The sequence below is a fragment of the Candidatus Fonsibacter ubiquis genome (genome assembly GCF_002688585.1).
In the GTDB taxonomy this organism is placed as follows: domain Bacteria; phylum Pseudomonadota; class Alphaproteobacteria; order Pelagibacterales; family Pelagibacteraceae; genus Fontibacterium; species Fontibacterium commune.
The window spans coordinates 670,288-683,257 of record NZ_CP024034.1; the positions used below are offsets into that span (position 1 = coordinate 670,288).

At 28.7% G+C, this 12,970-nt stretch carries 12 protein-coding genes; 3 read left to right on the forward strand and 9 right to left on the reverse strand.

The window, feature by feature from the left end:
- The 3 genes from CR143_RS03760 to CR143_RS03770 are packed head-to-tail and all read right to left on the reverse strand — an operon-like array spanning nucleotide 1 to nucleotide 2,320.
- Nucleotides 1-900, reverse strand: coding sequence for a glycosyltransferase (locus tag CR143_RS03760; protein ID WP_099340501.1), 900 nt, complete (start codon nucleotides 898-900; stop codon nucleotides 1-3).
- Complete coding sequence (locus CR143_RS03765) at nucleotides 897-1,655, reverse strand: CDP-alcohol phosphatidyltransferase family protein (RefSeq protein WP_099340502.1); 759 nt, start codon at nucleotides 1,653-1,655, stop codon at nucleotides 897-899. The genes CR143_RS03760 and CR143_RS03765 overlap by 4 nt, the downstream gene beginning before the upstream one ends.
- 14 nt (nucleotides 1,656-1,669) lie before the next feature.
- Nucleotides 1,670-2,320 carry a phosphatidylserine decarboxylase gene (locus tag CR143_RS03770; RefSeq protein ID WP_099340503.1) on the reverse strand — a complete coding sequence of 217 codons (651 nt, stop codon included), beginning with the start codon at nucleotides 2,318-2,320 and terminating at the stop codon, nucleotides 1,670-1,672.
- A 63-nt stretch (nucleotides 2,321-2,383) separates the two neighbouring features.
- Here CR143_RS03770 and CR143_RS03775 point away from each other — a divergent pair, with 63 nt between their 5' ends.
- Nucleotides 2,384-3,598, forward strand: a complete 1,215-nt coding sequence (locus tag CR143_RS03775) for an NADP-dependent isocitrate dehydrogenase (RefSeq protein ID WP_099340504.1) — start codon at nucleotides 2,384-2,386, stop codon at nucleotides 3,596-3,598.
- On the opposite strand, the gene alaS is transcribed toward CR143_RS03775, so the two are convergent.
- The 5 genes from alaS to CR143_RS03800 form a co-directional block, all read right to left on the reverse strand.
- Nucleotides 3,595-6,273: an alanine--tRNA ligase gene (alaS, locus tag CR143_RS03780; RefSeq protein WP_099340505.1), complete on the reverse strand. Its 2,679-nt coding sequence runs from the start codon at nucleotides 6,271-6,273 to the stop codon at nucleotides 3,595-3,597. The two genes, CR143_RS03775 and alaS, sit on opposite strands and share 4 nt — an antisense overlap.
- 102 nt (nucleotides 6,274-6,375) lie before the next feature.
- Nucleotides 6,376-7,470, reverse strand: coding sequence for a recombinase RecA (recA, locus tag CR143_RS03785; protein WP_099340506.1), 1,095 nt, complete (start codon nucleotides 7,468-7,470; stop codon nucleotides 6,376-6,378).
- A gap of 111 nt (nucleotides 7,471-7,581) precedes the next feature.
- On the reverse strand, nucleotides 7,582-8,928 hold the full coding sequence (locus CR143_RS03790; RefSeq protein ID WP_099340507.1) for a TolC family outer membrane protein: 1,347 nt from the start codon (nucleotides 8,926-8,928) through the stop codon (nucleotides 7,582-7,584).
- Nucleotides 8,929-9,837, reverse strand: a complete 909-nt coding sequence (locus CR143_RS03795) for a hypothetical protein (RefSeq protein ID WP_099340508.1) — start codon at nucleotides 9,835-9,837, stop codon at nucleotides 8,929-8,931.
- Between the two features lie 10 nt (nucleotides 9,838-9,847).
- On the reverse strand, nucleotides 9,848-10,447 hold the full coding sequence (locus CR143_RS03800; protein WP_099340509.1) for a 2-hydroxychromene-2-carboxylate isomerase: 600 nt from the start codon (nucleotides 10,445-10,447) through the stop codon (nucleotides 9,848-9,850).
- Between the two features lie 41 nt (nucleotides 10,448-10,488).
- Here CR143_RS03800 and CR143_RS03805 point away from each other — a divergent pair, with 41 nt between their 5' ends.
- Nucleotides 10,489-11,115, forward strand: a complete 627-nt coding sequence (locus CR143_RS03805) for a glutathione S-transferase family protein (RefSeq protein WP_099340510.1) — start codon at nucleotides 10,489-10,491, stop codon at nucleotides 11,113-11,115.
- On the opposite strand, the gene dksA is transcribed toward CR143_RS03805, so the two are convergent.
- Entirely contained in the window at nucleotides 11,112-11,528 is a 417-nt protein-coding gene (gene dksA, locus CR143_RS03810; protein ID WP_099340511.1) for an RNA polymerase-binding protein DksA, read from the reverse strand. The two genes, CR143_RS03805 and dksA, sit on opposite strands and share 4 nt — an antisense overlap.
- Nucleotides 11,529-11,596: 68 nt before the next feature.
- Between dksA and CR143_RS03815 the strand changes: the two genes are divergently transcribed.
- On the forward strand, nucleotides 11,597-12,970 hold the full coding sequence (locus CR143_RS03815; protein ID WP_099340512.1) for a glycosyltransferase family 39 protein: 1,374 nt from the start codon (nucleotides 11,597-11,599) through the stop codon (nucleotides 12,968-12,970).

Sequence of the window (12,970 nt, forward strand, 5' to 3'; positions counted from 1 at the left end):
CTACTTTGTAAATCTAATATTCTTTTTAATCCAATTATTATTTAATGATTGAACATCTAATAATTTATTCTTATCAAATCTAAATTCATCATATTTTTTTCCGGCTAAATGAATAATTCCTATCTTATGATGGGGAAGATATGGCTCTACAAAAGTATTTTTAATTTCATCAAATTTAATATTTTCAATTAAAAACCAATTGCAGTAAGTCGGTAGTATTTGAACTTTCATTTGATTACAATAAACGCTTATATTCATTGCTATCTGCTCTGAACCAAAAATTCTTCCTTTTTTTAATGCTTGCTTTAAATTTGTTTGCCATACTAACCAATGTGGAGCATCATTTTCTAAACAAAATACACCAATATTTAAATGAGGCTTAAGTGCAACTTCTCTACAGATTTTATTTGAAAATCCTGAACTTTTAGAATGTTTGTAATTTTGAGATCTTATAAATGCAATGTTACTAAAAATCCAATCAGCTCTTAAAACTCGACCATAAGCTCGATCTGCTGAAGATGATATTGATAAAGTTTTATTATCACTTCCCTTAAAATAAAGTTCAACAGACGACCAGTCATTTACCCATGCATCGGCATCAATCCAAAGATATTTTTTAAAACCAGGAAAATATTCTGGCAAAAATGCCCGAGAAACTTGACTCTTAAGCCACTCTCTACCTTTAATTTTATATTCTGGAACTTCAATATCCCATTTAGCTTTAACAATTTTATAAACTTTTTTTTCTAAAATCTTAATTTGATCTAACTGAAGTCCTGCATCTAATATACAAATCGATACACTTTTGCTCTCTTCAAAACTTAAAATAGAGTCAATTAACTCATTTAAAAGTTCAAAATATTTAGAGTCAGCTAAGGATATAATTGCTCTATCTTTCATATAAAATCTTCAGAAATTAAGCTATCAGAGGCTTTTGAAGATCTTTTTTTTATAATTTTAAAATGAATAAAACTGATTGGTATTAACAATAAATATAAGCATCCTGTAAATAAAAGAGTATTAAATGGATAATGAATTAGAAAACCAAAATAAGTAGCTATTAATAGCAAAAGAAATATCAAGAATGGCCGACTAACTTTTATTCCTTTTAAGGAATAGGTTGGAATTTTGCTAATCATTAAAAAAGTCGAAGCTATTATAAAAATTATCGCTAATGTTCTATAGTCATAATTAGATGAAAAATCACTTAACAATAAAATTAATGGCAAAAGTAATATTCCTGCACCTGCTGGTGAAGGAACACCAGTAAAAAAATTTTCTCTCCATTTTTCATTATTCATTTTTGATCCCAAATTAAATCTAGCTAGCCTTAAACAGCATGCAACCGAATGAAATAAAACTAAAAGCCAACCAATATTTCCCAAATCTTTTAAAATCCAAATATAAACTGTAATTGCTGGAGCAACTCCAAAGTTAATAAAGTCAATTAAAGAATCTAATTCAGCCCCAAATTTTGAAGTACCTTTTATTAATCTTGCAATTCTTCCATCAATTGTGTCAATGATTGAGGCAATAGTAATGGCAATCACCGCATGCTCAAACTGCGAATTTAGAGCAAACTTAATTGAACTAAGGCCTACGCATAAACCTAGAATACTTATAATACTGGGTATTACATATCTTGGGTGAATCATTTTGAAAATAATATTTAAATTTTTGCGAGCAAACTTTCTCCAGCAACAACAGTCTGACCTTGTTTTGCTAAAAGTTTATAATCATTATCAAAATAAAGATCAACTCTACTACCAAATCTTATAATTCCAATTCTATCTCCCTGATTTAAATTCTGACCTTGCTTAACTTCACAAATAATTCTTCGAGCTATTAACCCAGCAATCTGTACTATGGCGAAAGTTTTTCCTGAACTATTAGAGTATTTAATTAAATTTCTTTCATTGTCCTCACTAGCCTTGTCTAAAGATGCATCAATAAATTTTCCTGGCTTATAAAATATTTCATCTATTTTTCCTGAAATAGGGACTCTATTTACATGGCAATTAAAAACGTTCATAAAAACACTAACCCTTTGGTATTCTTTATTTTCCATATTAAGTTCTTTAGGACCCCTAACATTTGTTATCAAGCTTATAACTCCATCAGCTGGACTAACTAAAAAAGTATCATCATTAATTGGATATCTTTCTGGATCTCTAAAAAAATAGTAAACCCAGATTGTTAAAATAAAACCTATAGCACCTAAAATTTTGTTAACTAAAATTAGCAGCATTGTAACTATTGCTGCTATTGCTAGCATTCTGTAGCCTTCTTTGTGTAATGGAGGAAAAATAATATCAAACATAAATATTTAATTAGTTAAAAACATACTATATAAAAACATTTTTTATTTATATCAAAAAAACTAATGTCGAAAATCAAAGTAAAAAATCCAGTTGTCGAGCTTGATGGCGATGAAATGACAAGGATTATCTGGGATTTTATTAAACAAAAACTAATTCTTCCCTACCTTGATATTGAACTTAAGTATTTTGATTTAGGTATGGAAAGTAGAGATAAAACTGATGATCAAATTACAATTGATTCTGCTAATGCAATAAAAAAATATGGTGTTGGAGTTAAATGCGCAACAATCACCCCAGATGAAGAAAGGGTTAAAGAATTTAAACTTAAAAAAATGTGGAGATCCCCAAATGGAACTATCAGAAACATATTAGGCGGAACCATATTCAGGGAACCAATTATTTGTAAAAATATTCCAAAGTTAGTTCCTTCATGGACAGACCCAATTGTAATAGGAAGACATTCTTTTGGTGACCAATATAAAGCGACTGACTTTAAAATTCCTGGCAAAGGTAAACTTAAGATTCAATGGATATCAGAAGATAATAAACAAACCATCGAACATGAAGTTTTTAATTTTACAAGTCCTGGTGTAGCTCTCGCTATGTATAATTTAGACGATTCAATAAAAGATTTTGCAAGGGCATGTATGAATTATGGAATTTTACGTAAATGGCCAGTTTATTTATCTACAAAAAATACAATTCTAAAGGTCTATGATGGAAGATTTAAAGATTTATTCCAAGAGGTATATGAAAAAGAATTTAAAACCAAGTTTAACGAAATAGGAATTACATATGAGCATAGATTAATCGATGACATGGTTGCTTGTGCAATGAAATGGAGTGGAAAATATGTATGGGCTTGCAAAAATTATGATGGCGATGTTCAATCTGATACTGTTGCACAAGGCTTTGGATCTTTGGGGTTAATGACAAGTGTATTAATGACTCCTGATGGTAAAACTGTTGAAGCAGAAGCAGCTCACGGAACTGTGACAAGGCACTTTAGAGAACATCAAAAAGGTAAACAAACTTCTACTAACCCAATAGCTTCTATCTTTGCTTGGACTCGGGGACTTTCCCACAGAGGAAAGTTAGATGATAATAATGAATTAATAAAGTTTTCTAACACTCTAGAAAAAGTTTGTATTGAGAGTGTTGAAAATGGATATATGACAAAAGATCTTGCTATATTAATTAATAAAGACGCAAAATTTCAAACAACAACTGAATTTTTAGAAACTATAAATTCAAATTTAAAAAAGAAATTAAATTAATTAATTTTTTTTAAAATTTCTTCGAAAGAACTTTCAATTTTTGATATATCAGAGCCACCGCTAGCTTGAGCAAAATCTTTTCGTCCTCCACCACCTTTGCTACCTAAAATTAATCCTATTTCCTTAGCTATTTTTGAAGCATCATATTCATTTACTAAATCATTGGTAATTCCTACTGCAACTGTAATTTTTTCATTATTTATGGAATATAAAATTATAATTTTTTTATTTAATTGTTTTTTTTGATCTTCAATTAAATTTTGAATTCTTTTTACAGGATAATTAAATATTTTTTGAAACCTAATGCTAATTTTATAGTGATGAATATCTTTGATTATATTTTTACTTTTATCTAATAAAATATTTTTAACCTCTAAATCCTCTAAAATTTTTTTTAAAATACTAATTCTTGTTAAAATATTTTCCTCTTTAACTTCTTTAATATTACCCCCTAATCCTTTTATCTTTATTTCTAATTCATTAACTTGATCTAATTTATTTTTATTAAACTCATCTTGCTCATTTTCTTTGTTTTTCAAATATTCTGCTAATTGCTGGTCTCTTAAAGCCTCAACTCTCCTTACACCGGCTGCAACGGCTGACTGACTTACGACTAAAAATTTTCCGATCTCTTTTGTATTTTTTACATGTGTTCCACCACATAGTTCTATTGAAAAAACTTTATTGCCGTCTGTACCCATGGTTAAAACTCTAACCTCCTCGCCATATTTTTCTCCAAATAATGCCAGTGCTCCTTCTGCCACTGCTGCTTTTGGTGTCATAAGTCTTGTTTGAACATCTGATTTTTGTTCAATAATTTTATTTACGCAATTATTGATATTGATCATTTCATCATCAGAAATTGGTTTATTATGACTAAAATCAAAACGTAATCTATCTGGACCAACGTATGATCCCTTTTGAACAACATGCTTCCCAAGGGTTCTTCTTAACGACTCATGAAGCAAATGTGTTGCTGAATGATAGGCGCGTATATTTTGTCTTTTTAATGAGTCTATTTTAAGATTTACATTATCACCTTTTTTTATTTCTCCAGAAATGAGTTTTCCAAAATGTATATAAAAATCACCAAACATTTTTTTAGTGTCGATTACTTCAAATATAAAATTTTTATTTGATATAATTCCTTTATCTCCTACTTGACCTCCAGACTCACCATAGAATGGCGTTTGGTTTAAAATAAGAGCTAATTCAGAATTTTTACTTGAACTTTCAATTTCTTTATCATGACTAACAATAGATAAAATTACTCCTTGTGAATTTTCTGAATTGTAACCTAAAAATTCAGTGGGACCGTATTTTTCTTTTAGTTCAAACCATATTTTTGATGTCTGGTCAGAGCCAGAACCTTTCCATGAGGCTCTTGCAATTTTTTTACTCTCAGCCATTAAACAGTTAAACTTAATTTCATCAACAGATATTTTTTTATCTTTTAAAAAATCTTGGGTAAGATCCAAAGGAAAGCCATAGGTATCATATAATTTAAAGGCTATATCTCCTGAAAGCTTATTATTTGTTACTTTATTAATTTCTGTATTTAGAATTTTCATTCCATTTTTTAGCATTATAGAAAATCTTTCCTCCTCTAACTTTAAATTTTCAGTTATTAAAGAATCAGCTCTTTTAAGTTCAGAGTACTCTGAACTCATTTCCGATATAAGCGTTGGAAGAATTTTATAAAGAACAGGCAAATCTGAACCTAAAGTAAATGCATGTCGCATAGCTCTGCGCATGATTCTTCTAAGTACATATCCCCTGCCCTCGTTTGATGGCAAAACTCCATCTGCAATTAAAAATGCAGTTGCTCTCAAATGATCAGCTATTACTCGATAACTTGAAATATTTTTATCTGAAACTTTTTTATTAATAAAATTTTCTGCCGACTTTATTATATTTTTAAATAAATCTATCTGATAATTATCATGTGTGCCTTGTAGAACTGCTGCAATTCTTTCAAGTCCCATTCCTGTATCCACAGATGGTTTAGGTAAATTTACTCTTCTATCTTTAGAAATTTGTTCAAATTGCATAAAAACAAGATTCCAGATTTCTACAAATCTATTTCCATCTTGATCTATGGAGCCTGGTGGACCCCCTTTAAGATGATCCCCATGATCATAAAAAATCTCAGAACATGGACCACATGGTCCTGTGTCACCCATTGACCAGAAATTATCATTAGTTTTAATTCTTATAATTCGACTATCGTGTAACCCAGAGATTTTTTTCCAAAAATTAAATGCTTCATCATCTTCATGAAAAACCGTGACTGTTAATTTTTCTTTTGAAATTCCATAATCTTTTGTGATCAATTCCCATGCAAATTTGATTGCTGTTTCCTTAAAATAATCCCCAAATGAAAAATTTCCTAACATCTCAAAAAAAGTATGATGTCTTGGAGTGTATCCGACATTTTCTAAATCATTATGTTTCCCTCCAGCCCTCACACACTTCTGAGATGTTGTTGCTCTTTTAAAAGGAACCTTTTCTAAACCTGTAAAAACATTTTTAAACTGAACCATTCCTGAATTTGTAAACATTAATGTTGGATCGTTTTGGGGAACTAAAGGACTAGAATCGACGATTTGATGCGAATTTTTTAAAAAAAAATTCTTAAACGCACTTCTGCATTCTGAAACTGTTTTTGTACCCATTACACTTATAGATACAACTTTTTATATATATGTCTAGAATGCTAAGGCGCTTTTTTTAAAAGCGCCTTTTTAACGTATTAGGAATATTTATATTTAAATTTACTAAACTTGGTTGTCTTCTTTTTCTTCTGGAAGATTTTCAGAGTGATCACTTAATTTTTCAGAAATCAGTTTAGCATTTGTTCTGACTGCCATTTCAATCTCAGCTGCAATCTTTGGATTTAACTTTAGGTATTGTTTAACATTGTCCCTTCCTTGTCCTATTTTTTCTCCTTTGTAGGAATACCAAGCTCCAGCTTTTTCTATAATATTTGCTTTTGCCGCTAAATCCACAACCTCTCCCATTTTGCTAATACCTTCTCCATACATGATATCAAACTCTACTACTTTAAATGGAGGAGCAACTTTATTTTTTACAACCTTAACTCGTGTTTGGTTGCCAATTATTTCTTCTTTATCCTTTATTGCTCCTATTCTTCTAATATCAAGTCTTACAGATGAATAAAATTTAAGTGCATTTCCTCCGGCAGTTGTTTCTGGACTACCGAACATAACTCCTATCTTCATTCTTATTTGATTTATAAAAATGATCATAGTGTTTGTTTTAGAAACAGATCCAGTCAATTTTCTTAAGGCCTGACTCATTAATCGTGCTTGTAAACCCATATGATGATCACCCATCTCTCCTTCTAACTCTGCTCTTGGAGTTAAAGCGGCGACAGAATCTACAACTAGAACAGAAATAGATCCTGATCTAACTAAAGTATCTGCGATCTCAAGGGCTTGTTCCCCTGTATCTGGTTGAGAAATTAATAATTCAGTAGTGTTAACCCCTAATTTTTTCGCGTAAACAGGGTCAAGAGCGTGCTCCGCATCTATAAATGCACATATTCCACCTTTTTTTTGTGCCTCAGCAATAACTTGTAAAGACAACGTAGTTTTTCCTGATGACTCCGGTCCATAAATTTCTACAATTCTACTTTTTGGAAGTCCTCCAATTCCAAGTGCAAGATCTAATCCTAATGATCCAGTTGATATAGATTCTATATCTAGGACTCTAGACTGCCCTAATCTCATTACAGAACCTTTTCCGTAATTTTGATCTATTTGACTTATCGCAGCGTCTAAAGCTTTTTGCTTTTCTTTTTTATCTTCAGTCTTTTCAGTATTTACAACTTTTAGAGTATTTTTAGTCATTTTTTTCCTTTTTAATTTATTTATTGTCTAACGACTCAATAAAATAAATGTACACATTTTGTTCTTTTATTCAATTATATTATTAAGTATATGAAATATATGGTTTTTTTACTAAAAAATATGTCTTATCCAGCTCTTATTTGGATAATCGTTAGGATCATATAATTTTGTCTCTAAAGCTAAATTTTTTGCTGTCAGCCCACCTGTGGAAGATAAAAGTTTAAATTGAGAAACAATTCTATCTTTATCTGAGATTGCATTATTTACCCTTGATTCAAGTAGTGTCGATCGCGAAGTAATAACATCTAATGTAGATCTTGATCCAGATTCATACTCTTGAATAATTCCCTCATAAGCAATCTCGGATGCTTTTACTCTTAACTTTGTTAGCTCAGCATTACTTATGGAAAGTCTATAATTTGACCATGCCGAATAAGAGTCTCTGTCCACAACATTTTTAGAATTTTGCAGATCTAATTCAGCACTATCTAATAAAGATTTCTTTTGAATGATTAATGAAGTCTGTTTTCCTCCTTGATAAAGAGGAATTGAAGCTTGAGCTTTTGCAACTGATTGCTTTGTTTTATCTACGCTTGAACTGTAGCCATCATAATCAGTAATTCCTAATGACAAACTAAAAGTTGGAGAAAGTTCAGCTATAGCTATTTTATGCTCGTCTTCTGCTTTTTTTAGAGAAAACTCTGAAATTTTTAAAATAGGATTATCTTTTTGTGCTGATACCGAAGTTTCTTCCAAAGACTTAGGTAAGTTTAAATTTAGATTATTTATTTCCTGTAAATCTACGGGATCATATCCAATTACATTCTTAAAATTTTTTTTAGCTATTAACAATTCATTTTCGGCATTTAATAGGTTAGACTGTGCTGCTGCTAATGAACTCTCTGATTGTGCTAAATCTGAAATTGTAATTATCCCACGTTCCAATCTACTTTTGTCTAATTCAACTTGTTTTTCGGAAAGATCTAAATTTTCTTTGTTAAAAATTAATTTTTTTTGAGCAAGTAACGTTGAAGCATAGGCTTCGACAGCTTCAAGAAGAATATCTTGTTCAACTTTTTTTAAAGTATATCTAGCAATTTCTACTGAATTTTTTTCTTTTTGATAATTATACATATCATCAAAATTAAATAGCTTTTGTTCAATTGTAATTGATTTAGCTGTAGTTTGTGCGTTAGTAGAGGGAGAAGGTGATCCTGTTGAAGTTGTTATTTTAGAACTATCGGTATCACTTTTATAGGCTGATATTGTTACAGTCGGTTTAAATGCACTAAATGCTTGTACTAGATTTTCATCAACAGCCTTGGTTCTTTCTCTTTCTGCATTAAGTTTTGGATTATTTAGATAAGCTGATATCAAAGACTTGTTAATATTTTCAGCAGAATAAGCACTTGTACTTATAAAAAAAATTAATAAACAAAATTTTTTAAAAAAACCCATCTAATTTAATATAATTTTTTTAGGTTGATGATTTGAACTAATAGGCACAATTATATCAGCAAATTTAGGCATATCTATGAGCATCTTTTTAGTTATTCTCTCATAAAACATTATAAATCTTTTAATTTCACTCTCTGTCATTATTTTTAATTTATTTTGAGACATATTTTTTTTTGAATAAGCTAATTTTTTCTCTTGTAAACCTCTCCATGCCAAAACTTTGTTGAAATTAGGCACTTTTAAGTAAATCATTAAATCAATGAATGAAAATAATTCTTTGTAATCAGTCTTTAAATGCTGATTCACTTTAAGTCTCCATTTGCAATTTTTATCTTCTATTGCTTCTAATTTATTAATTGGTTTATTTAAATTATCTAAATTTTTTTCAGGTCTTGCTCCGACGCACCACCCTTCTAATATAAAGATATCAACTTTTTTTTGCAAATAATGCCATTTACTTTTCGGAAGTCTGTCATCAATAGATTTATCAAATTTTGGAATTAAATAAGATTTATTAAATTTATTATTCTTAAGTATTTTAAAAAAGATATTTAAAAATTTAACATCATGCGTTCCTGGAACTCCCCTTGTAATAAATAGTTTATTTATTTTTTTTGATATTCTAAATCTTTCTTTTTTTGTCTTATAAATATCATCAATAGAGATTGCAGCCGTTTTTAAATTATATTTATTTTCTAGAATTAATTTTAAAAAATGTGCGAATGTTGTTTTGCCTGATCCTTGCCCACCTGCTAAACCAATAATTAAAGGCTTTCCTAAAAGAACTTTTTTTAAAAAAATTAACTCTGAAATTTTTAAATAAATTAAATTGAAACTTTTACTTAAATTTTCTTTTATAAAAAAGGAATTTTTTAATTTATTAAGCTTATTAACTAAACTTTCTTTCATGAAAAGAAATTTAATTTTTTTTCAATGAATACTCTAATAGTTCTAATCTATCCTGTCCCCAAAAAATTTCATTATTATAAACATAACTTGGAACTCCGAATATATTCATATTGATAGCTTCTTGCGTATTAGCCTCATAAATTTTTTTAATTTTATCAGATGTAGCTAATTTATTTAATTCTTCAAAACTAATTTTTAGATCATCTGCTATTAATTTTAGAGTGTCTATATTTGAAATGTCATTTTCTTTTACCCATAAATGCTCTAACACTTTTGAACTGAAGTCCATATTAATTCCCATATCTATACTTGCTAAACAAAAAAGAGCAGGCAAATGAGGATCTTTGGGAGGAAAAAATTTTGGTTTTTGATTAATTTTTATATTTAAAAACTCTCCCCACCTTTTTAATTCTAATAATCTATAATTTTGTCTTGAAATATGTCTTTGTGGTACAGGAGTTCCGCCTGTAGCAACAAAAACTTTTCCAACTAAATCGATTGGTTTTTCAATAATTTGCGCAGAATATTTTTTAGAAATTTCTTTTAACCTTTTAATTCCAAGATACGACCAAGGAGAAGCAACGCTGTAAAAATATAAAATTTTTTTCATATATACTTATATAAACGGTTTAAATAAAATAAACAGTTTATATGATTGAACTATTTTATCACCCAACACCTAATGGTAGAAAAATTTCAATTTTATTAGAAGAGCTAGAATTAAAGTATAAACTAACTAAGATTGATATTACTAAAAATGAGCAATTTTCAGAGAATTTTTCAAAAATCAGTCCATTAAATAAAATTCCAGTTATAATCGATAATAAAGAGATTGTTTTTGAGTCAGGTGCAATATTAATTTATTTAGCTAAAAAAAATAATTTTAGATTTTATAATCAAAAATATGAAATTAATATTAATGAATGGTTAATGGTTCAGGTCAGTTTTGTTGGACCTATGTTAGGACAACTTCATTTCTTTTATAAATTTAATAAGGGTAAAAGTGAATATGCTGAAAATAGATTTTTAGACCTTGCAAAAAAGATTTACGAATATTTAGATATTCAACTAAGTAAAAATAAATACCTAGCTTGCAATGAATATACAATTGCAGATATCGCAACTTTTCCATGGCTATGTCGACATGAGTGGCATGGAATTGGAATTAAAAAATATAAAAATTTATCAAGATGGTATGAAGAAATTTCTAAAAGACCGGCAGTTATAAAAGGTTATGATCCTGAAAATTTAGGAGAAAAAATTCCTATGGTGTCTTAATTATCTGCAAAAATTTTCTCTTCTCTCTCGTGTCGTTCTTGAGCTTCAACAGTCAAGGTTGCTATTGGTCTAGCCATTAATCTTTTTAAACCTATTTCCTCACCTGTTTCTTCACAGTAACCGTAGGTATCATCTTTAATTCTTTTAATTGCACTATCTATCTTAGAAATAAGTTTTTTATTTCTATTAACTGTTCTCATTTCAATAGCTTTGCCAGTTTGCGAGGTTGCTTGGTCAACAACATCAGCCGAGGTATCATTATCGTCGAGCTCATTAAAAAGTATTTTATCATTCTGTAAGGCTAATTCTTTTTTCCAATCTTCTAAAGTTCTTCTAAAATATTCTTTGTGTTTGGCGCACATATACTTTTCTTTAGCACTGGGCGTATAGTTTTTAGGTAATTTTGTAGCCATTAGGATTGGGGAATATATGAGGCTTTTTTATAGTGTCAAGTTGCATTGAATCAATTAAATCTTGATTAATGACACAACCCAATAAAGAAAAAAAAATTTTTTATTTATTGTGTCTCTATCATCTAATTATCTGGACGATCATACCATACCTATCTAATAAAAATTTGCCTTTAGATGTCATTGAAGCATTGGCCTGGGGACAAAATTTTGATTTAGGATATACAAAACATCCACCATTAAGTGGCTGGATTCCTGGAATGCTTTTTAAATTTTTCGGAAACAAAGATTGGGTTTATTATTTATTAAGTCAAATTTTTATAATCGTTTCTTTTATATTTATATGGAAACTTGCATCACTTTTTTTTAAAAAAAAAATTTACGTTCTTTTATCTTTGCTTTCAATTGAAGGTATTGCTTTTTTTACATTTGAAACACCTCAATTTAACGTTAATATCTGTCAGTTACCACTTTGGATTGGAACTATCTATTTTTTTCTTAAATCAATTAAAAATAACAAAATTTCTGATTGGATTTTTTTAGGCATCTTCTCTGCGTTTGGATTTTTGACAAAGTATATATTTTTATATTTGTTAACTTCATTATTTTTTTATCTAGTCTTCATTTTAATTAAAAATAAAAAATTTTATTTTAATTTTTTTTATTCTTTATTAACTTTTTTATTAATAATATATCCACATTTACAATGGTTATCTCAAAATGATTTTTCTACCATTAATTACGCTCTAAAACGCGGGGGGTTAAATGAACCTAATATTTACAATCACTTTTTAAATCCCTTAAAATTTTTAATAACACAAATCATAATCTCGTTCCCTTTTTTTTTATTAATTTGTCTTTTGATAAAAAAAATAAAAATTAGACTGCCTTTAAAGAATGAAAAATTTATTTTTTTACTGTTTTCTTTTTTACTTCCATTTTTTTTAATTCTGGCAACTTCTATAATTACTGGCTCACGAATAAGAACTATGTGGATGATTCCGTTTTATTCTTTAATCGGAATTTTTTTCATCTATTTATATGAAGACTATATAAATTTAAAAAAATTAAAAAATTTTAAAATTTTACTAATTATATTCTTAATTTTATCGCCAGCTCTATATTCCTTAAGATCAATATATTTTGATAGCAGAACTGGTTATGAAGGAAAAATAATAGCTTCAGAAATTGAAAAAGAATGGAAAACTATTTCTAAAGTTAACATATCTAATGTTGGTTTTTCAGAGTGGTATGCAGGAAATCTTTCCTATCAATTAGCTAATAGACCAAAGGTTTTTTTAGAGGAGAATAGTGAATTTTATAAAAAACCAGCTGTTATTATTGCAAAAGATGTTGGCCCAAATCTATGTAAAAGAGAAAATATAAATATTAAAAATATATTATATAAAAAAATATATAATCATGATGTATGTTTTGTTTTCTAA